Source organism: Flaviflexus sp. (genome assembly GCF_052087705.1).
Lineage (GTDB): Bacteria > Actinomycetota > Actinomycetes > Actinomycetales > Actinomycetaceae > Flaviflexus > Flaviflexus ciconiae.
In genome coordinates, this window is sequence record NZ_JBQCYC010000019.1 from 19,036 (window position 1) to 39,960 (window position 20,925).

18 protein-coding genes and 1 tRNA gene are annotated in these 20,925 nt (G+C 61.1%); 15 read left to right on the top strand and 4 right to left on the bottom strand.

Annotated elements, in window-relative coordinates; genetic code table 11:
• Window positions 1–7 precede the first annotated feature (7 nt).
• The 7 genes from ACTHUY_RS09475 (at window position 8) to ACTHUY_RS09505 (ending at window position 5,966) form a co-directional block, all read left to right on the top strand.
• Window positions 8–277 (top strand): HGxxPAAW family protein, encoded by a 270-nt coding sequence (locus ACTHUY_RS09475; RefSeq protein ID WP_441654885.1) that lies wholly within the window; start codon window positions 8–10, stop codon window positions 275–277.
• Between the two features lie 55 nt (window positions 278–332).
• Entirely contained in the window at window positions 333–1,121 is a 789-nt protein-coding gene (gene trpC, locus ACTHUY_RS09480) for an indole-3-glycerol phosphate synthase TrpC (RefSeq protein ID WP_441654884.1), read from the top strand.
• Window positions 1,118–2,329, top strand: a complete 1,212-nt coding sequence (gene trpB / locus ACTHUY_RS09485) for a tryptophan synthase subunit beta (protein WP_441654883.1) — start codon at window positions 1,118–1,120, stop codon at window positions 2,327–2,329. The genes trpC and trpB overlap by 4 nt, the downstream gene beginning before the upstream one ends.
• A gap of 1 nt (window position 2,330) precedes the next feature.
• Complete coding sequence (gene trpA / locus ACTHUY_RS09490; protein WP_126703434.1) at window positions 2,331–3,116, top strand: tryptophan synthase subunit alpha; 786 nt, start codon at window positions 2,331–2,333, stop codon at window positions 3,114–3,116.
• Between the two features lie 2 nt (window positions 3,117–3,118).
• Window positions 3,119–4,195 carry a prolipoprotein diacylglyceryl transferase gene (gene lgt / locus ACTHUY_RS09495; RefSeq protein WP_441654882.1) on the top strand — a complete coding sequence of 359 codons (1,077 nt, stop codon included), beginning with the start codon at window positions 3,119–3,121 and terminating at the stop codon, window positions 4,193–4,195.
• Window positions 4,196–4,401: 206 nt separating this feature from the next.
• Entirely contained in the window at window positions 4,402–5,847 is a 1,446-nt protein-coding gene (gene pyk / locus ACTHUY_RS09500) for a pyruvate kinase (RefSeq protein ID WP_441654881.1), read from the top strand.
• 34 nt (window positions 5,848–5,881) lie between these two features.
• Window positions 5,882–5,966 (top strand) — tRNA-Leu (locus tag ACTHUY_RS09505).
• Window positions 5,967–6,251: 285 nt separating this feature from the next.
• Here the strand turns inward: ACTHUY_RS09505 and ACTHUY_RS09510 are convergent.
• Window positions 6,252–6,803 carry a hypothetical protein gene (locus ACTHUY_RS09510; RefSeq protein WP_441654880.1) on the bottom strand — a complete coding sequence of 184 codons (552 nt, stop codon included), beginning with the start codon at window positions 6,801–6,803 and terminating at the stop codon, window positions 6,252–6,254.
• 651 nt (window positions 6,804–7,454) lie between these two features.
• Between ACTHUY_RS09510 and ACTHUY_RS09515 the strand changes: the two genes are divergently transcribed.
• Window positions 7,455–8,069: an ANTAR domain-containing response regulator gene (locus ACTHUY_RS09515; protein WP_441654901.1), complete on the top strand. Its 615-nt coding sequence runs from the start codon at window positions 7,455–7,457 to the stop codon at window positions 8,067–8,069.
• 257 nt (window positions 8,070–8,326) lie between these two features.
• On the opposite strand, the gene ACTHUY_RS09520 is transcribed toward ACTHUY_RS09515, so the two are convergent.
• Window positions 8,327–8,716 carry a PaaI family thioesterase gene (locus ACTHUY_RS09520; RefSeq protein WP_441654879.1) on the bottom strand — a complete coding sequence of 130 codons (390 nt, stop codon included), beginning with the start codon at window positions 8,714–8,716 and terminating at the stop codon, window positions 8,327–8,329.
• A gap of 56 nt (window positions 8,717–8,772) precedes the next feature.
• Here ACTHUY_RS09520 and polA point away from each other — a divergent pair, with 56 nt between their 5' ends.
• Entirely contained in the window at window positions 8,773–11,472 is a 2,700-nt protein-coding gene (polA, locus tag ACTHUY_RS09525) for a DNA polymerase I (protein ID WP_441654878.1), read from the top strand.
• Here the strand turns inward: polA and ACTHUY_RS09530 are convergent.
• Window positions 11,447–12,235, bottom strand: a complete 789-nt coding sequence (locus tag ACTHUY_RS09530) for a class I SAM-dependent methyltransferase (protein WP_441654877.1) — start codon at window positions 12,233–12,235, stop codon at window positions 11,447–11,449. The two genes, polA and ACTHUY_RS09530, sit on opposite strands and share 26 nt — an antisense overlap.
• A 216-nt stretch (window positions 12,236–12,451) precedes the next feature.
• Between ACTHUY_RS09530 and rpsA the strand changes: the two genes are divergently transcribed.
• The 6 genes from rpsA to ACTHUY_RS09560 all read left to right on the top strand — a co-directional run bounded on the left by rpsA (window position 12,452) and on the right by ACTHUY_RS09560 (window position 19,971).
• Window positions 12,452–13,924 carry a 30S ribosomal protein S1 gene (rpsA, locus tag ACTHUY_RS09535; protein WP_441654876.1) on the top strand — a complete coding sequence of 491 codons (1,473 nt, stop codon included), beginning with the start codon at window positions 12,452–12,454 and terminating at the stop codon, window positions 13,922–13,924.
• 271 nt (window positions 13,925–14,195) lie between these two features.
• Window positions 14,196–14,939, top strand: a complete 744-nt coding sequence (locus tag ACTHUY_RS09540; protein ID WP_441675190.1) for a siderophore-interacting protein — start codon at window positions 14,196–14,198, stop codon at window positions 14,937–14,939.
• Complete coding sequence (locus ACTHUY_RS09545; protein WP_441654874.1) at window positions 14,936–15,472, top strand: pyroglutamyl-peptidase I family protein; 537 nt, start codon at window positions 14,936–14,938, stop codon at window positions 15,470–15,472. The genes ACTHUY_RS09540 and ACTHUY_RS09545 overlap by 4 nt, the downstream gene beginning before the upstream one ends.
• Window positions 15,454–16,290 (top strand): dephospho-CoA kinase, encoded by an 837-nt coding sequence (gene coaE / locus ACTHUY_RS09550; protein ID WP_441654873.1) that lies wholly within the window; start codon window positions 15,454–15,456, stop codon window positions 16,288–16,290. Before ACTHUY_RS09545 ends, coaE begins: the two co-directional genes overlap by 19 nt.
• Window positions 16,291–16,324: 34 nt before the next feature.
• Window positions 16,325–18,391, top strand: coding sequence for an excinuclease ABC subunit UvrB (gene uvrB, locus ACTHUY_RS09555; protein ID WP_441654872.1), 2,067 nt, complete (start codon window positions 16,325–16,327; stop codon window positions 18,389–18,391).
• Window positions 18,392–18,789: 398 nt separating this feature from the next.
• Window positions 18,790–19,971, top strand: a complete 1,182-nt coding sequence (locus tag ACTHUY_RS09560) for a TerC family protein (protein WP_441654871.1) — start codon at window positions 18,790–18,792, stop codon at window positions 19,969–19,971.
• A 213-nt stretch (window positions 19,972–20,184) separates the two neighbouring features.
• On the opposite strand, the gene ACTHUY_RS09565 is transcribed toward ACTHUY_RS09560, so the two are convergent.
• A complete protein-coding gene (locus ACTHUY_RS09565) occupies window positions 20,185–20,919 on the bottom strand; it encodes a glutamine amidotransferase (RefSeq protein ID WP_441654870.1) in 735 nt (244 codons plus the stop codon).
• Window positions 20,920–20,925: the final 6 nt, after the last annotated feature.

Genomic DNA, 20,925 nt, shown 5'->3' on the forward strand with positions numbered 1-20,925 from the left:
GTCGACCATGAGCGAGAACGAGACCTACACCCTGCCCCCTGCCGTTCCCTACGAGAACCACGGCCGCACGAAGGCCGGATGGACGATGGCGTGGGGCTGCTGCATCGCGGCGCTTGTTATTGGACTTGGCGTCATTTTCTCCGAGCCGCTCGCCTGGGCAGGCGTTGGCGTCCTCGTTCTTTCTCTCGCCCTTTCCTACGTTCTCCTGAAGACGGGCAAGGGCCAGCCCCGTTCGCTCACAGACACCGCCAAGGGCGGCGCCTGGTACGAAGACTGAACCGAGGCACTGCAGGGGCGCCTCGGCGCCCCTCATTTTTTACTGAAAGGTTGTCATGACTGTTCTTGACGAGATCATTGTTGGCGTGCGCGAAGACCTCGCCGTACGAGAGGCCGAGATGCCCTTGGAGCGGGTGAAGGAAGCCGCACTGGCCGCTCCGCCGGCACTCGATGCGAGGGCGGCCCTTCTTGCCCCCGGTATCTCCATCATTTCCGAGGTTAAGCGCTCCAGCCCCTCAAAGGGCGCTCTTGCCAATATCCCCGAGCCGGGGGACCTGGCAGTGGAATACCAGTCGGGCGGCGCAGCGGCAATCTCCGTCCTGACCGAGAAGCGCCGCTTCGGCGGATCGCTTGGCGATCTTGACCGCGTACGCCAGAAGGTCTCCGTACCGGTTCTGCGCAAGGACTTCGTTGTCACCGAATACCAGATCTACGAGGCCCGGGCCCACGGGGCCGATATTGTGCTTCTCATCGTTGCGTCGCTGACCGACGAAGAGCTCACCTCCTTCCTGGCACTCACCCAGGAGCTGGGCATGACGGCGCTGGTTGAGGTGCACGATGAGGAAGAGGTTGAGCGCGCACTCAAGACGAACGCCAAGGTTATTGGCATCAACGCCCGCAACCTCAAGACCCTCGATGTTGACATGTCCGTATTTGAGAAGCTTGTGTCGCTCATTCCGGACACGATTATCAAGGTTGCCGAGTCCGGTGTTTCCGGGCCGGAGGACGTTCTCGCTTACGCGAAGGCCGGTGCCGATGCTGTTCTGACCGGCGAGGCACTCGTGAAATCCGGTAACCCCCGCGAAGCGGTTTCCGAGATGATTCGGATCGTGGAGGAAGCATGAAGGCAAGCGAACTGACCGGCCCCTACTTTGGTGAATTCGGCGGCAGGTACATTCCCGAGGCGCTCATGGCGGCGCTGGACGATCTGACCGACGGGTGGGAGAAGCTCAAGGCTGACCCCGCCTTCCTCGAGGAGCTCGCCGAGCTCCAGAAAACGTACACGGGACGTCCCTCGATCATCACCGAGGTGCCGCGCTTTGCCGAGCACTGCGGCGGTGCCCGCGTCATCCTCAAGCGCGAGGATCTCAACCATACGGGTTCGCACAAGATCAACAACGTTCTTGGCCAGGCCCTTCTGACCCGCAGCCTCGGCAAGACCCGTGTCATTGCGGAGACCGGGGCCGGACAGCACGGAGTTGCCACGGCAACTGCCGCCGCCCTTCTCGGGCTTGAGTGCACGATCTACATGGGTGCCGAAGACATTCGCCGCCAGGCCCTCAACGTCGCCCGCATGCGACTCCTCGGCGCCGAGGTCGTTTCTGTCCACCAGGGTTCCTCCACGCTGAAGGACGCAATCAACGAAGCGTTCCGCGAATGGGTGGCTAGCGTCGATACGACCAGCTACATCTTCGGTACGGCCGCAGGCCCGCACCCGTTCCCGGCCCTCGTCCGCGATCTGCAGAAGATCATTGGCGAAGAGGCACGCCAGCAAGTTCTCGACCTGACCGGATCCCTGCCGGATGCCGTTCTGGCGTGCGTCGGTGGCGGCTCTAACGCCATCGGCACCTTCACGGCATTCTTGGAGGATGAGGATGTTCGCCTCATCGGTCTCGAGGCCGCCGGTGAAGGCATGGAGAGCGGCAGGCACGCGGCGCCGATCACCGTCGGTGACGTGGGCGTTCTGCACGGCGCGAAGACCTACCTGCTTCAGGACGAAGACGGTCAAACGCTCGCGTCCCATTCGATTTCCGCGGGTCTCGACTACCCGGGGGTCGGCCCCGAACACTCCTACCTGGCATCCATCAAGCGCGCCGAGTACGAGCCGGTGACGGATGCTGAGGCGATGGAAGCCTTTGCCCTGCTGTCTCGAACCGAGGGAATCATTCCCGCCATCGAATCCGCACACGCCTTGGCCGGAGCCATTCGCTTCGGTAAGGAAAACCCGGATTCCACGATTCTCGTCTGCCTCTCGGGCAGGGGAGACAAGGATGTAGCTACGGCCGCTGACTGGTTTGGGCTGGACGGTTCCGCGACGCGAGAGGTGCACTGACATGAGGGCAGCAGAGAAAATTGATGCCGCCAAGGCAAAGGGCGGGGCAGCATTCGTCGCCTATCTTCCGACCGGATATCCGTCAGTTCAGGGAAGTGCCGACGCGGCCATAGCCGTTGTCGAATCCGGTGCCGACATCATTGAGCTTGGACTGCCGTACTCGGATCCGAGCATGGATGGCCCGATCATTCAGAAGACCACCCAGGAAGCCCTCGCAAACGGCTTCAAGGTCAAGGACCTGTTCGGAGTGGTCGAGCAGGTTGCCGCCACGGGCGCAGCCGTTGAGGTCATGACGTACTTCAACCTCGTCCACCGCTACGGCGTCGATAGGTTCGCGCGTGACTTCAAGAACGCCGGCGGAGCCGGCCTCATCACGCCCGACCTCATTCCCGAGGAGGCGGGGGAGTGGATCGCAGCCTCGGACGAATACGGCCTCGACCGAATCTTCCTGGTCGCACCATCCTCGCGTCCTGAGCGCCTCAAGCTCACAGCCGATGCCTCGACCGGCTTCGTCTACGCCGCGTCAACGATGGGTGTGACGGGCGCCCGCGCGCAGGTCGATGATCGGGCACGCAAGCTGGTCGCCGATACTCGCTACGCAGGCGGGGAACGCGTCTGCGTGGGCCTTGGTGTATCGACGCGAGAGCAGGCGGCCGAGATCGCCGAATACGCGGATGGTGTTATTGTGGGCTCCGCACTAATCCATGCGCTTTCGGAGGACCCGAGCCTTCGGAAGCTCCGCGATCTGGCAACGGAACTCGCTGCCGGATCCCACCGCGAAGGGTGAGCATGCTTTCACTATCAATCCCGTCCCCGTCCGAAGGGGTGTGGATGATCGGTCCGCTACCTTTGCGGGCCTACGCCATCGCCATTCTCATTGGCATCGTTGTCGCCTGGTGGGTGCTGGAAAAGCGCTACCGCCGCAAGGGCGGCCCGGCCGAAGTCAGCCTCGATGTGGCTGTGTGGATGGTGGTATTCGGAATTGTGGGGGCCAGGCTCTACCACATCTTCACAACGCCCGACCCGTACTTTGGTGAGAACGGCGACCTCACAAAGATCTTTCGAGTCTGGGAAGGCGGGCTCGGTATCTGGGGAGCCGTCGCACTCGGTGCCGTGGGAGCCTGGATTGGGCTGAAGCGACGCGGTCTGCGAATAGCTCCCTTTGCGGATGCTCTTGCCCCCGGTATGCTTCTCGCTCAGGCGATCGGCCGACTCGGAAACTACTTCAACCAGGAGCTCTACGGTAAGCCGACAGACCTGCCCTGGGGGCTGGAGATCGACCCGGAGAACGTCGTTGGGGGATACCCGGACGGGACTCTCTTCCATCCGACGTTCCTGTACGAACTGATCTGGTGCCTCATTGGCGCCGTTGCCCTCGTGGCCCTGGAACGCAAGTTCAACCTCCGCGGTGGCCAAACCTTCTGGGCCTACATCATGATCTACACGCTGGGCCGCGTATGGATTGAAAACCTCCGCATCGACGAAGCAGAAATGGTTCTCGGGCTCAGACTCAACGTCTGGACCTCGATCATCATCTTCGCTCTCGCAGCCGTCATGTTCGCCTGGCGCACCAAGGTCGTGCGCGAACGCGACGACGCCGACGACATCTACCTGCCCGGGCACGGCCCGCAGACCGATCCGGACGCGGACTCCGCAGACAGCGCGGCCTCGGCAGAAAGTGCGTCGTCTGCTGAAGGTGCCACGGCCACCTCAGCGGACAGTCCTACCGAATCTTCGGATTCCGATAACTCGGAAGCTGAAGCGTTTGGCGAAAGCGATAGGTCAGCCAAGAACACCGCCAAACACCGGGCGTCCACCGCGACACGCGCGGAGTCGAAGGATGAAAATACGGAGACTGAGAAGTAGCAACGCGACCTGAGATGAACTCTGGTTTGGGTGCCTGGAAGGCGAGCAATCGTCATCCGGGCACTTCTAATCCGGTGCGCACATAGGTGCACTCGAGTCATCGCCTACCAGGAAATTTGCCAAATTGGGATAATGCGGGGTGAATGTGGCAGGAATTATCGTGTGTGACTGCAAATCTAGGACTTTAGTTGGGTAATGTTGGTGTCATGCGAAGAGCGAAAATTGTCTGCACCATTGGTCCTGCCACGTCCAGTAAGGAGAAGACGCGCGAACTGGTTGAAGCCGGTATGAATGTCGCGCGCATCAACGCCTCTCATGGAACGCACGCGGACCATGAGGAGACCTACCGGAACGTCCGTGCCGCGGCCGAGGAGACAGGGAAGGCCGTTGCCATCCTCGTTGACCTTCAGGGCCCCAAGATCCGTCTGGGTAATTTCGCCGACGGCTCCGTCATCCTCCGCAAGGGCGATGAGTTCACCATCACGACCGAAGACATCCTTGGCGACAAGGATATGGTCTCCACAACGTTTAAGGGACTGCCCGCCGACTGCAAGCCCGGCGACGAGATCCTGATCGACGACGGCAACATCCTCATCAAGGTGAAGGAAGTTGTTGGCCCACGCGTTATCACCGAGGTTCTGGTCGGTGGCCCGGTCTCCAACCATAAGGGCGTTAACCTGCCCGGCGTTGCCGTCTCCGTGCCGGCACTGTCCGAGAAGGACAAGATCGACCTCGAGTGGGCACTGAACCTCGGAGCCGACCTCATCGCCCTGTCGTTCGTCCGCTCCGCCAAGGACATCGGCGACGTCTACGAGGTCATGGACAGGGTCGGCCGCAAGGTTCCCGTCGTCGCAAAGATCGAAAAGCCCCAGGCTGTAGAGAACCTCGAAGAGATCGTCAACGTGTTTGACGGCCTCATGGTTGCTCGTGGCGACCTCGGCGTTGAGCTTCCGCTCGAGCAGGTCCCCACCGTCCAGAAGCGCTGCATCGATCTAGCGCGCCGCAAGTCGAAGCCCGTGATCGTCGCCACCCAGGTTCTCGAGTCGATGATCACCAGCCCGCGCCCGACGCGTGCAGAGGCATCCGACTGCGCCAACGCGATCATCGACGGTGCCGACGCTGTCATGCTGTCCGGTGAGACCTCGGTCGGTCAGTACCCGATCGAATGTGTCAACGTCATGAGCGACATCATCTCGTACACCGAGCAGCACGGCATGGAGAACATTGCACAGCTGACCGGCCTGCGCCAGACCCGCAACGGCATCATCACCCGCGCGGCCCTCGACATTGCCGAGGCGCTCGACTGCCGCTACGCCGTCACGTTCACCACGTCGGGCCTCACCGCCCGCCGCATGTCGCGCCTGCGGTCCCCGATCCCGCACCTCGTCTTCACCCCGTTCGAGTCGACAAGGAACACTCTCGCGCTCTCGTGGGGTGTTGAGGCCGTCATCGTTCCCGAGGTCGCACACACTGACGACATGGTGAACCAGGTCGATAACATCCTGCGCCAGAAGGCGCTCCTAGAGGACGACGAGCGCGTTGTTATTGTCTCGGGTATGCCCCCGGGTACCGTTGGTTCCACGAACTCGATCAGGGTCCACAAGATTGGTGAGACCATGCCGAGTAGGAACATTGTGGGAGGTCTCGACTAGAGTATCTTCCTGGGCTCGGTTCGCTGAGCCCTCAGCTCCGGTGGTGGAATTGGCAGACACACCGCACTCAAAATGCGGCGCCGAAAGGCATGCGGGTTCAAGTCCCGCCCGGAGTACCACGCCCTGATCCGTCAGTGAGCCCCAGGCCCTGCGGATCGGGGCATTTTCATGCCCACACGCGGTTCGATACCCATGCGATAGATCCGCGCATGACCATGCCCGGGTAGGGCCTCACGATTGATCCACCAGTTCGCGCATGATCTGAGGGGGACTGGGTGGTCGGGCTTTGCGCTGGAACACGAAACGACAGCATGGTGCCCCGGCAGGACGATCATCTGCCGGGACACCATACCGCCGCGGCGCCGCACTCAAGGATTGACAGGCTGCACGACGCCGAGACGGGTCTAGTCAGCCGAGTCCGCGGACTCGGGGGAGTCAGGTAAATCCGGAGACTCTGCCGAGACGGGTGAAGCCGTTGGGGCCGGGGTCGGTGCAGAGACGGGACTCTGAGCGGAAACTGGGCTCGGTGCCGATACGTGAATGGGTGCGGGTGCAGGGGCCGGCTTAGGAGCGGGAGCCGGTGCCTGGGTCCGTGCGGGCGCAGGAGCCTGGGTACGCGTAGGAGCTGGTGCCTGTGTCCGAACCGGCGTGCGCGTCACTGCAGGAGCCGGTGTCTGAGCGGATACCGGGGAGGGGACGCTCGCAGCGCCGGTCGGAGATGACGTACTGACAGCCGTCTGTGTTGACTGCGTGGTCACCGTCGAACGAGCCGATACCGTAGACGTCGCGGTTGTTGAGTTGGTCTGGCTTGGCGAGGCGGTCGTGGTTGCGGAGGCAAACTTTACGATGCCGGAGGGATTTGGGGTGTCATCGCTTCCCGCGACGGCAAAACCCGTCCCCGCGGCAATCCCAAGAACGCCAAGAGTTCCGGTCGCTACCCAGAGTTTGCGCGACATATCTAATCCTTACCTATTTCCGACTATGAAGTAGCCGGTTGAGTTACTTAACTATCAGTAAAAGTGCCGGTTATGACATGAAGAGGAGAGAGTTATGGGAGTTCTCTAATCTAAGAACTAAAAGAGTCGGGTTGTCGCACTTTGCATCAATTTGCGGCAAGTCTGCAAAGAATCGGTAATAGAAGAGTATCGAGGATGAATGGCAAGTGGAAGGCATGCCTGCTCTGTCTTCTTATGGGGCGTACCTATGGAGAGCTGCGACAAACTTTATTGTCGATAGACGTTACTCGCGTAGAACCTTGCTGAATAGGGCTTTTCCCATGTCGGCGCCCGACGTATGTGTCCGTTCCATGTGCACTCGAGTGGGCCTTGTGGGGCCGCGGGACCACGCGCTTGTGAGACACAGTAAGAGGATTCACAAAGTGGTAGTTTCGTTGCAGAAATATTGAAACGACGCGGGTTTCTTAGGCAATTTCCTGTCGAAATATCTGAAAGACCGTGCAAGCGTGCGATTAGATATGACGAAACCTCAGCGGGACCGATAATCTTGGGGCGATAATGTCCATGGGCAATGGATGGCCCAAGCGCCGTATCGTGCCAAAGGAGTCCGCGGTGGTAAAGAAAGAAGACAGCTCTCTCGATGACCTCGAGATCAACGCTGACGTCGTTGTCGGCGAGAACGAGGAGCGCCACTATCGTGCGCTCGTCGTTGAAGACGAGGCTCTCATTCGCCTCGATATTGTTGAAACCCTGACCGATGCTGGAATCGATGTCGTTGGTGAAGCAAGCAATGGCGAAGAGGCCATTGAAAAGGCCAAGGAACTCGAACCGGACGTTGTTGTCATGGACGTGAAGATGCCGGGCATGGACGGGATCACCGCCGCCGAGCAGATTCTCGCCAACCGCACCTGTGCGGTCGTCATGCTGACCGCATTCTCGCAGTCCGAGCTTGTGGAGCGAGCACGCGATGCTGGCGCCATGGCATACGTGGTCAAGCCGTTCACGCCGGCCGACCTGATCCCGGCAGTCGAGATCGCAGTATCCCGCTTCAAGGAGATCGTCTCGCTCGAGAGCGAGGTCGCTAACCTCACCGAGCAGTTCGAGACCCGCAAGCAGGTGGACCGTGCGAAGGGCCTCCTCATGTCGAAGATGGGACTGACGGAACCCGAGGCGTTCCGCTGGATCCAGAAGACGTCCATGGACCGCAGGCTCACCATGAAGGAAGTAGCCGACGCCGTCATCGACCAGGTCGGACGCGCAGACTAAAACAATCCTCGTGCCGCGAGCCGCTTGCGGTATCGTCACGGCGACATGGACAGAGAAGGACCGGGCCCAGCTTGATGCTAGGCCCGGTCCTTTGAATCCGTTATCGTGTTGGCTTGACCGTGGTTGGCTTGTCTGCTTGACGTGTCTGTTGCCGACCTGCCCGCGGTTGGCTTATCTCCTCCTGGCTTGGCTCAACCGCTGACGACGGGGTTCAGCCCCGCGCAGTGATGGGTCGAGCGAGCGATGGTGCCCTGCCTTTAGATCCGGGGCGTGACGAACCGGAGGGTGAGCGAGCCAAAGGCGGTGAGGCGCTCACCTGAGAAGATTTCCACGCGGACCCAAATTGAGCCCTTGGATTTCGACTGGAGGGTGGCGACCGCTCGGACCGAGTCGGCGGTTGCGGGGGAGACATGCGAGACGTGTAGGTCGGTTCCCACGGGGACAAGGTCGGGCGGGCAGTGCCTCATGGCGAGTCCGGAGGCGAGGTGTTCAACGAGGAAACCATTCATTCCGCCGTGCAACAGGCCATATGGCTGCGTGTTTCCTTCGACCGGCATCGTTGCTTCGGCGGAAGTATCGGTCATGGAATGAAAGACGACGCCGAGCTTATCGGCAAGGGGCCCGTGTCCCCGCTTGAGATGATCCATGCGCACCAGGATAACCGGTTACTGAATTTATCTGGACCGCCACGTACTCTAGTCTTGTGAATCAACGACTCCTTCTTCTCGACGGCCACTCCCTCGCGTTCCGTAGCTTCTTCGCACTTCCGAAAGATGCCTTCCGGACCGACCAGGGACAGTACACGAACGGAATTCACGGATTCCTCAACACCCTGCTAAAGCTGTACGCCGATGTTCAGCCCACGCATGTTGCGGTTGCTTTCGATCTGTCGGGAGGGACGTTCCGCACAAAGGAGTACGCGCCCTACAAGGGCGGCCGAGCCGAAACCCCCGAAGAGTTCAAGGGCCAGATCCCGCTGATTCAGGAAGTTCTCGACACGCTCGGGATCGCCTGGATTACGAAAGACCAGTACGAGGCCGACGACATCGTGGCCACGCTTTCGGCCTGGGGTGTTGATGAGGGGATGGATGTGGTGATCTCGTCGGGAGACAAGGACACCTACCAGCTCGTCAACGACAACGTGACCCTGCTGTACCCGATGCCGAGATCGCAGATGTTGGAGATGACACCGGATGTCGTCAAGGAACGCGCAGGTGTCACCCCCGAGCAGTACCCGGACCTTGCAGCCCTGGTGGGCGAGCAAGCCGACAACCTGCCCGGAGTTCCCGGCGTGGGACCGAAAACGGCACAGAAGTGGATCAACCAATACGGGAATCTCGACGGAATCATCGAGCATGCGGACGAGATCGGCGGCAAGGTCGGTCAGAGCCTGCGCGATAACCTTGACCAGGTAAAGCTCAACAGGAAGCTCAACCATCTGCTGAGAGACATGCCTCTCGAGGTGGGCTTCGAGGACCTTGTGCCCAGGGGCGTGAACCGCGAAGCGGTCCACCAGCTCTTCGACCTTCTCGATTTCACCTCGCTCCGCCCGCGAGTCCTGGCAGAGCTACCGCTCGCCGATGGTGACACCGAGCAGGCCGGGGACGCCATGGAGGCGCTCGAGGCCGCGGCGGCAAGCGCCGGCGACATTGATGACTGGCTCAATGAGTTTGGTTCAGAGACCATCGGACTGTTCCTTGAAGGCGCCGGCAGCCCGCACCGCGGTGACATCACCCGGATCTCGCTCGCGCTTGACTCCGGGCAGGCTCTTGTTGCGGACCGCACGGACCTCAGCCCCGAAGACGAGAAAGCTATTGTTGCCTGGATTGAGGACCCCGAGGCTAAGAAGATCATCCACGGCGCGAAGTGGACGTGGCATGCGATCAAGGGGTCGTTCGGTGCAGAGCTTGCCGGTGTTGAGGTGGACACGGAGCTGGCCGCCTACATCCTCCACCCGGACCAGCGCAGCTACGATCTTCCCGACCTCGTGGTCCGCCACATTGGTGTTACTCTGCCCGAGATCGAGGCCGCTGAGCTCGACCTGGGGCTCGGGCTTGGCGGAGCTGGCGTGGAAGGCCCGGCAAGCAGAGCATGGTCGCTGCTTCCGCTTTCGTCCATCCTGCTGGACGAGGTCGAGAAGCGGGGTTCCACGGACCTCCTGCAGGTCATTGAAACGCCCCTCATGACCATCCTGGCGCGTATGGAGGACATTGGAATTGCTTCCGACAAGGCCGTCTTCGACGATCTCTTCAAGGAGTTTGACGGCCGGGTGAACCGCGCCGCCGACTCCGCGTATGCCGCAATTGGCCACGAGGTGAATCTGTCGAGCCCCAAGCAGCTCCAGGGCGTGCTCTTTGACGAGCTCGGCTTACCCCCGACGCGTAAGACCAAATCGGGATACACGACGAACGCGGAGGCCCTCACGGATCTCTACACCCAGCTCGCGTTCCGCGAGGACGACCAGGCTGTTGCCGGGCGTGAGTTCCTGGGCCAGCTCCTCGAGCATCGCGATGCAATCAAGCTGAAGCAGTCCGTTGAAGGACTCGCCAAGTCCGTCCTGGACGATGGGCGGATTCACACCTCCTTCCAGCAGACGGTGGCAGCCACCGGCCGCCTGTCGTCGACCGAACCGAACCTGCAAAACATCCACGCCCGCACAGAGGAGGGCCAGCGGATCCGCGAGGCCTTTATCCCCGGTCCTGGCTACGAGTCGATCATGACCGTGGACTACTCGCAGATCGAGATGAGGCTCATGGCCCACCAGTCGGGCGACGCCGCTCTCATCCAGGCCTTCATTGACGGGGAAGACCTCCACTCGTACGTGGCCGGGCACGTCTACGGTATTGCGCCCGAGGAAGTCAGCCCGACCCAGCGAAACAAGATCAAGGCCATGAGCTACGGGCTAGCCTACGGCCTGTCCGCATTCGGGCTGTCCCGACAGCTCCGCATCGAACGTAGCGAGGCCCAGCAGCTCATGGACGACTACTTCGAACGGTTCGGAGCGGTACGCAACTACCTCGAGTCCGTTGTCGCCCAGGCACGGAAGGACGGTTACACGTCAACGATCTTGGGACGCAGGCGCTACCTGCCCGACCTGACATCCGACAATCGTCAGCGCCGGGATGCTGCGGAGCGGATGGCGCTCAACGCACCAATCCAGGGATCGGCTGCCGACATCATCAAGATCGCCATGCTCGGCGTCGACGAGGCCCTGACGACCGCGAAGCACACCTCGCGCGTTCTCCTCCAGGTCCACGACGAACTTGTCCTGGAGATTGCTCCCGGCGAGGAAGCGGACGTCCGCGCACTCGTTGAGGAGAAGATGGGGGCGGCCGTTGACCTGTCGGTCCCGCTTTCCGTCGGCGTCGGTGTTGGGCCTAACTGGCGGGCCGCCGCGCACTGACAATAAGGGTGCCGGGGAGCATCGCTCCCCGGTCGGGACCCCACGCGCCCCACGTCTCGGCATTGGCCACCGGCCACGCAGGTTCGAGGATGTCGTCGATTGCGAAGCCTGCTCGGACGAGGCCGTTGATGTGATCGGAAAGCGTGTGCGGGAACTCTGCGTAGGACGTGCCTGCACGATCTGATTCGACGTAGGCCTCCCTCTTCCCGTAGGGGCGGATCACCTTGAGGTCATCCGTATAGGGCGAATCGGGGAACACCCACGAGAACGGGTGGGTGACGGAGTAGGCCCACAGGCCGCCGGGGGAGAGGACACGAAAAACTTCCGCGAAGGCAGGGCCGAGGTCAGGGATAAAGCTGAGGGCCCCAAACGACGTGAATACCGTGTCGAAGGACGAATCGCCGAAAGGCATAGCGTCAATGCTGGAGTGGATGAGCGGGAACGCGATCCCGGTCTTCTCGTTGAGTAGCTCCGCGGCCGACAGCATGCCCTTCGAGATGTCTGAAGCGGTGACGTTGTGCCCCTTCGAGGCAAGCCAGCGGGAGCACTGAGCGGCGCCAGCACCGACCTCGAGAATACGTCCCGGCGCTGCTGGGAGAATTTGCAGATCCTCTTCCGTCCAGCCTTCCGGCCCCCACTGAAATCGAACGTCACCGAGCGACGGATGTTCGGCGAGATATTGTTTGGCGTTTGCGGACCACCATTTTTCCGCAACCGATTGCGGATCGGGTACGTCAGCGGACGGTCTGAAGGCGGGTTCCATGGTGATAGTTTCCCACGCGCCAGGGTAACGAGCAGGTGAACGGGTCGTAGCCATTGATCCCCCATGGGTAGTTCTCGTCACAGGTCCGGGGAAAACTGGCTGTTCTCTCTGGCAAATGGGCCAACATCGCGTTATTGTGGTTTCTTGGATGTCCTTCGGGATATCCGCAATAACTGTCCAATCTATTTCTACTGTCCCATCGGAGACTACAACTCAATGACAACTACCACGCCCGAGCAGCCGACCACCCCGCAGGTCGCCGTCAACGATATTGGCTCGAAGGAAGAACTCCTCGCAGCTGTTGACGAGACCATCAAGTACTTCAACGACGGGGACATCGTCGAGGGCACCATTGTCAAGGTGGACCACGACGAGGTCCTTCTCGACATTGGCTACAAGACCGAGGGTGTTATTCCCTCGAAGGAACTGTCGATCAAGCACGACATCGACCCCGATGAGGTCGTCGCCGTAGGAGATCGCGTCGAGGCCTACGTCCTCCAGAAGGAAGACAAGGAAGGCCGCCTTCTCCTCTCGAAGCGCCGCGCACAGCAGGAGCGTGCCTGGGCCAAGATCGAGGAGATCAAGAACACCGACGGTGTCGTCTCCGGCAACGTCATCGAGGTCGTCAAGGGTGGCCTCATCGTCGACATCGGCCTGCGCGGATTCCTTCCCGCATCGCTCGTCGAGATGCGTCGCGTTCGCGACCTGCAGCCCTACATCGGCCGCGACATCGATGCGAAGATCATCGAGCTCGACAAGAACCGTAACAACGTCGTTCTTTCCCGCCGCGCATTCCTCGAGCAGAACCAGTCCGAGACCCGCAGCCACTTCCTCAACACGCTCCAGAAGGGCCAGATTCGCGAGGGCGTAGTCTCCTCCATCGTGAACTTCGGTGCCTTCGTGGACCTCGGTGGCGTTGACGGTCTCGTCCACGTTTCCGAGCTCTCCTGGAAGCACATCGACCACCCGAACGAGGTCGTCGAGGTTGGCACCCCTGTCACCGTCGAGGTTCTCGAGGTCGACATGGCCCGCGAGCGTGTCTCCCTGTCGCTCAAGGCGACGCAGGAGGACCCGTGGCAGGTCTTCGCACGTACCCACGCCATCGGCCAGGTCGTGCCCGGCAAGGTCACCAAGCTCGTTCCCTTCGGTGCGTTCGTCCGCGTCGAGGACGGCATCGAGGGCCTCGTCCACATCTCCGAGCTCGCACAGCGCCACATCGAGCAGCCCGAGCAGATCGCAAAGGTTGGCGACGAGCTGTTCGTCAAGGTCATTGACATCGACCTTGAGCGCCGCCGCATTTCCCTGTCGCTCAAGCAGGCCAATGAGGGCGTCGACCCGGAGTCCGCGGACTTCGATGCATCGCTCTACGGCATGGCTTCCGAGTACGACGAGAACGGCAACTACAAGTACCCCGAGGGTTACGACCCGGAGTCGGGCGAATGGCTCGAGGGCTTCGAGGCCGAGCGCGAGCAGTGGGAGGCCGAGTACAACGCGGCTTACGCACTGTGGCTTGCCCACAAGGAGCAGGTTGCTCACCAGGCCGAGGTCGAGGAGCAGGCTGCAGAGGCCGCTCCGGCACCGGCACGCGAGCAGGCTCCGGCCAGCTACTCCTCGGGTACCGAGTCGACCGGCACCCTGGCATCGGATGAGGCTCTCGCAGCTCTGCGTGAGAAGCTCACCGGCCACTGATCGCACCTGATCTAACCGCGAAGGGGACCGCTACGGCGGTCCCCTTCCGCATGTTTGAGGGGTGATCAGACCCTGTTCACGACCGTTTCTCTTAACCGCGACACAGCGGCAAGTAGGTGCCGAGGGGAGTGCAAGGGGCCCAGCAATCGAGGGCGTCAAGCACGACGAGAACCGCTCTGATGAGATGAGTGTAAAGCCTGCACAGGGGCCTTTGTCTCACGCAGCCGAATGAGGCTTGCTTAGGCTTACCTAATTACCGACAATGAGCGTAATGAGTTTCGAGATACCTACCAGAGTGAAAGTCCCGCGCGAGCTGCGCGCACGCGATCTGAGCGTGAGGGATGCCAAGAGGCTCCCGGGTGGTTTCGTCCGCGTAACGCTGGGCGGCGATGAGCTTGAGGGCTTCGAGTCGACCGGACCAAGCGATCACTGCAAGCTGTTCGTTCCCGCGGCGGATGGCGAGATGACGGGGCGGCACTACACGCCCCTGCACGTCGGCGGAGGCGAGATTGCCTTCGACATCGTGGTGCACGGCGACGGCCCCGTGAGCGCGTGGGCTGATTCCTTGCCGGTTGGATCACCCGTCCGCGTGGGTGGCCCGCGTTCCAGCCTTGAGTTCCCGGTAGGAGCATCTCGGCTTGTTCTTATTGGCGATGCATCGGCATTCCCGCCGATCAGGCGCTGGCTGGCGGCACGGCCTCAGACACTTCCCACGACTCTTATCCTGCACGGTGAAGGCATCGAATACTTCGAGGATCTGGACGGGGTGGATGTTGTTCGGACGCCATTCGATCCCTCCGGCGACGGGATCGTCAAGGCGCTCAGCGAGCTCGAGCTCGACGGCGGCACCTACGTGTGGGCCGCGGGCGAGGCCGGCACGCTTATCGCTGCCCGCAGGTGGCTCCGCAACGAATCGCCCGTGGCACGGGAAGCTGTGAAGGTCGACGGGTACTGGAAGCAGGGACTGGCGGACCGCGATCACCACGCTCCCATCGATCCGAACGATGCAGAATGATCCTCATCACGGGCTTTGGGCCCTTCGGTGAGAAAGGATCGGTCGCACACCGAGAGAACCCCAGCGAGGCGTTAGCGAACGCAGCGGGGGAGAAGCTCGGTGCCCGCACGGAGATCCTGCCCGTCCGCTTCGATATTGGTGAGAAAGTACCAGAGCTTGTTTCCGGTGCTGACCTGGTGCTTTCCATCGGGGTTGCCGGCGGTCGCACCGTTCCGCGCCTCGAGAAGCTTGGAGTGAACTGGCAAGAGGCACGGACCGCAGACGTCACCGGGTCGACGCCGACCGGTCAGAAGATCTTCGATGGTGGTCCCGACTTTTTAGCCTCCGGATGGGACCTCGATAGGATTGCTTCGGAGTGCGGCATAGAAATTTCCCTCAGTGCTGGGACGTACGTGTGCAATACGCTCTCGTATTCCCTGTATCGTCATCACGGGAACTCGTGTTTTCTCCACATCCCACCCGCTGAGCATCTCGCGCTCGAGGAGGGCGTGGAACTTGTCGAAAGGATCGTGGAATGCTGTATGTCGGCCTAACTGGCGGTATCGCATCCGGTAAGTCTCTTGTCTCCGCCCGGATGGCGGAGGCGGGCATGAAGGTGATGGATGCGGATGAGATCTCCCGGGATCTGACCGCGGAAGGCGGCGCTGCAGTACCGGCGATCGGGAACACGTTCCAGGGCATGGTACAGAACGGAATTCTCGATCGGCAGAAGCTCGCCAACATGGTTTTTAGCGATCCGGAGCGGCTCGGCGAGCTCAACGCCATCATTCACCCGATGGTGCGGGACCGCATGGCGGAAATGTTCCGCGAGTACGTGTCGGCGGACCCTCGTGCCATCGTGATTGAGGACTCGCCCCTTCTCATTGAGACCGGCAGGGCCTACGTTCCGCAGTTCCTCATCGTCATTACCTCTCCCGATAATCTTCGTATTGAGCGTCTCGTGCGCGATCGGGGCATGACGGAGCAGCATGCTCAGGCGCGGATCAACACGCAGCTGGAGGATGAAGAGCGCCTGCCGTTCGCCGACGCGGTCATCGAGAACACGGGAACGGTCGAAGAACTTGAAGCGCAGGTCGACAAGATCATTGCTCGCCTCCGCGAGTTTGAAGAGAACGTCGTCACCGAGACTGTTCCCGAGGCGAAGGGTCGCCACGTCATGAACGGGGAGAGGCTTCTGGGCAAGTTGGCACACACTGGCACGGAAGCCCGCGTGGACGGCATGGATGTCGTTGTTCCGGCAGAGACCGAGGAGATGATTCTTCGCCACGTCTGCTGCGTTCCCGACGGCGATGGCTGGGTGCGACCCGACGCCGAAGCGCTCGTGCAGGTCCGCCTGGAGGAAACACGCTAGGACACTGCCCGCGCAGGGTACTAGCCTAGGACTCATGCGTCCTGTCACCGATCTCGTTCGTGCCGAAGCACCCTTCGATGTAGTTTCCGAGTTCACTCCGTCAGGCGATCAGCCAACCGCGATCGCCGACCTGACGGAGCGTATCAACGCGGGCGAGAAGGACATCGTCCTTCTCGGTGCCACCGGTACCGGTAAGTCGGCTACGACGGCCTGGCTCATCGAACAGATTCAGCGACCCACGCTCATCCTTGAGCCCAATAAGACGTTGGCGGCTCAGATGGCGTCGGAGTTCCGGGAGCTCCTCCCGAACAACGCGGTCGAGTACTTCGTCTCGTACTACGACTACTACCAGCCGGAAGCCTACGTTCCGCAGACAGACACCTTCATCGAGAAAGACTCGTCGATCAATGACGAGGTCGAGCGGCTCCGCCACTCGGCAACGAACTCCCTGCTGACCCGCCGGGACACGGTTGTCGTCGCTTCCGTTTCCTGCATCTACGGCCTCGGTACCCCCCAGGAATATGTGGACCGGATGGTGCGCCTCGAGGTGGGCCAAGAGATCGACCGGGACGAGCTACTGCGCCAGTTCGTGCAGATGCAGTACGTGCGTAACGATATTGCCTTCACTCGCGGCACGTTCCGCGTCCGGGGCGACACGATCGAGATTATTCCCGTGTACGAGGAACTCGCGATCCGGATCGAGATGTTCGGCGACGAAATCGACGAACTCTCCTACCTGCACCCGCTCACCGGGAGCGTGCTGAAACAAACCGATCACGCGCACCTGTTCCCGGCCTCCCACTACGTGGCGGGGCCCGAACGCATGCAGAAGGCGATCCAATCCATCGAGGAGGAGCTCGATGCTCGCGTTGAGGAGCTCGAGTCCCAGAACAAGCTCCTCGAAGCACAACGGCTCTCCATGAGAACCACCTACGACCTCGAGATGATGCGGAACGTCGGATCCTGCTCCGGCATTGAGAACTACTCCCGCCACATTGACGGCCGCGGACCGGGCACGGCCCCCCACACCCTTCTCGACTATTTCCCATCGGATTTCGTTCTCGTCATTGACGAGTCCCACGTGACCGTTCCCCAGATCGGCGCCATGTACGAGGGCGACATGTCCCGTAAGAGAACCCTCGTGGAGCATGGCTTCCGGCTGCCCTCGGCCATGGACAACCGGCCGCTCAAGTGGGCCGAGTTCCTCGAACGCATTGGCCAGACCGTCTACCTGTCGGCAACCCCCGGCAAGTACGAGATGGGGCAGTCGGATGGCGTTGTCGAACAGATCATTCGCCCCACCGGTCTGGTTGACCCCGAGATTGTCGTCAAGCCCGTCGAGGGCCAGATCGATGATCTTCTTGGCGAGGTGAAGGCCCGGGTGGCTCGAGACGAACGTGTTCTTGTCACGACGCTCACGAAGAAGATGGCGGAGGACCTCACCGACTACCTTGCCGAGAGAGGCGTCAAGGTGGAATACCTCCACTCCGACGTCGACACGCTCCGGCGCGTTGAGCTGCTCCGCGAACTCCGGCTCGGCCTGTTTGACGTGCTCGTCGGCATTAACCTGCTCCGGGAGGGACTCGACCTGCCAGAAGTCTCCCTCGTGGCAATTCTCGACGCTGACAAGCAGGGATTCCTCCGTTCCACGACCTCTCTCATTCAGACCATTGGCCGTGCCGCCCGTAACGTCTCCGGCCAGGTCCACATGTATGCGGACACGATCACGCCCAACATGCGTGAAGCAATTGACGAAACGAACAGGCGCCGCGAAAAGCAGATCGCCTACAACAAGGAACGCGGGATCGACCCGCAGCCGCTCCGCAAGAAGATTGCCGACGTCACCGACATGTTGGCCCGCGAGGAAATCGACACCGCGGAGCTCCTTGAAGGTGGCTATCGCAAGGCGACACCGGTTCCCCAGACCCGTGAGGAAATGGCAGGTAAAGCTACGGGCGACCTGCGCGGCCTGATCGCGGAACTCGACGAGCAGATGAAGCAGGCGGCCGAGGACCTCCGCTTCGAGCTCGCGGCGCGCCTGCGCGACGAGATCCAGGACCTCAAGAAGGAACTGCGGCAGATGGAGTCGGCAACGTCCTAGACGCCGCCCAACGCAGGAGAGTCTTTCATCGCGCAGGGCACGACGCGGTACTAGAGGAACAGTTCGGCCTCCTTCGGCTGGTCTCCACCGACTGTGGCTGGCTGAAGTCGAATTCTCTCGCTAGCCGCGTCCGTTGCACGTTTTTCTACTGCGATGTCCGTTTCTGCTGTGCGACGGTAGCGGTGCGTCCCCAGTTGGGGACGTCGCGAACCTCATAGTGACGTGCCGGGGTCTTGGGTGTCCAGATTGATTCGATTCGCGTATTGTTGCCTGTGAAGCTAGCGAAGGGGAGTATTCCCGCACAACAGTGAGCCGCCATCACGGTGCCCAAGGCACTCGGTTCACGACCGGACATCCGGTGGGAAGAGACCTTCGGTTCAACAACCCGGAGGTATGTTTTGCTGGCATCCCAGCTACCCACCCATGTCATGCTGACGCAGGCAGCGTCCACCCCGGAACAGATGCACGTCGATCTGTGGGAATGGTTCGCACTCGGCGGTATCGCCCTCGTCCTGATCCTCGTTGACCTGTTCGGACACGTCCGCAAGGCCCACGAACCCACAATCAAGGAAGCGGCCATCTGGTCCGCCTTCTACGTTGCTATTGCCCTCCTGTTCGGACTCGTTATCCTCTGGCAGCACGGCGGCACTCTCGCAGGTGAATACTACGGCGGTTACGCCGTTGAAAAGGCCCTGTCGGTCGACAACATATTTGTCTTTATCATCGTCATTGCCTCGTTCAAGGTACCCAGGCTCTACCAGCAGAAGGTCCTTCTCTACGGCATTGTTATGGCGCTCCTTATGCGCCTCGTCTTCATCCTTCTCGGTAAGGCCCTCATCGACCAGTTCGTGTGGATGTTCTTCATCTTCGGTGCATTCCTTCTCTACACCGCGATCGGCCAGGTCCGTCAGGGTGTCGATGATCCCGATGACAAACAGGATGAGATCGAGAACTACAAGCCCAACCGCATCGTCCGCTTTGCTGAGAAGACCTTCCGCGTCACCGAAGGCTTCGTGGGCCAGCGCCTCGTCGTGCGCCGCGAAGGCAAGTCGTGGATCACCCCGCTGTTCCTGTGCATCGTTGCTATCGGCACCGTTGACCTCGTCTTCGCACTCGACTCCATCCCGGCCATCTACGGCTTGACGGACGAGCCCTACATTGTATTCGCGGCAAACGTCTTCGCACTGCTTGGACTTCGCCAGCTCTTCTTCCTCGTTGATGGTCTTCTCGAGAAGCTCATCTACCTCCACTACGGCCTCGCCGTTATCCTCGGCTTCATTGCCGTCAAGCTCATCATCCACGCCTTCCACGGCTACGACATGCTCCTCGGTATTCCTGAGCCCGGCATCGGCGTTTCCCTCGGTGTCATCATCGGCGTCATCTTCATTACCGTCATCGCCTCAATCTGGGGCAATAAGAAGCGGGAAGCTCAGAAGGCTGACGAGGCGAAGACGAACCCCGTTGCGGCAACCGACAGCCAGGCTCCGAACGCACAGAATTCAGACCAAGCATCGCACGCCGGTGAGCCAAACTCGCTTAACACCGAGACCGACAACGGCCGCGGACCGCACGAAGTTTAGGAACTAACTCCTGGAGTGGACTGACAAAAATGCACTCCACGCGGTGACGTTCAAAGATCCAAAAACAGTTGAGCCTCGAGGGACATCCTCGAGGCTCAACTGTTTATGGGGACTTGCTAGTGAGGGTCGTGCCACGTCGGCCGGACTAAGCAACGGCAACCAAACGGGTCCGGGCCTTCGGGCACACTACGGCTACCGGAAGTTGGCCAGTGCCTATGAGACGGCGTATTTGCGGGTGAAGTTTGAGACGATGCGGTGGACGTCGCCGACGGGTGCCTTGGAGGTCTCGGCGATCAGCGAATCAGCCTCTTCCGGTTTGAAGTACCCGGCATTCTTGTAAATCCTGATCCGCTGGGCGATACCCGGGGCGTCGAGTTCCGGGTGGAACTGGGTGCCGTAGAGATTCTCCTTGATGCGGAACATTTGGACGGGGCAGGTATCGGAGCTGGCGAGAAGAATGGCGTGGTCGGGGAGTACCCGGCACGCTTCCTTATGTCCCACGTAGGCAGGGAAGGAGTCGGGCAGGCCGTCGAGAAGGGGATCATTGCGACCTGCCGTTGTCAGATTGATGGTGACGGCACCGACCGCTTCCGAATACGTGGAGTCGATGACTGCTCCCTGGTGGGAGAGGAGGGTGCCAACTCCGTAGCAGGCTCCGAGGAACGGGAAGTCGCGCTCGACAATGATGTCGAGCAAGTCGGAGATTTCCTTCTCCACTCGGCGCTGCGTATCGGACTTGTGTTCGGTTGGGATGGAGCCGGTGAAAGGGCTGCCGCCGACGATAACGCCCGAATAGTCATCGAGGTCGAGACTGGGCAGGGGAGCGGACTCGAGACGGATCCGCTGGAGCTCGTGCTCTTCGAGCTGACCGAACCGCAGGAGCTGCTCGTATTCGGCGTCGGCGGTCTCATCCTCGGGACGGGTCGCAATGAGTAGGAAGGGCTTCATAGTGGA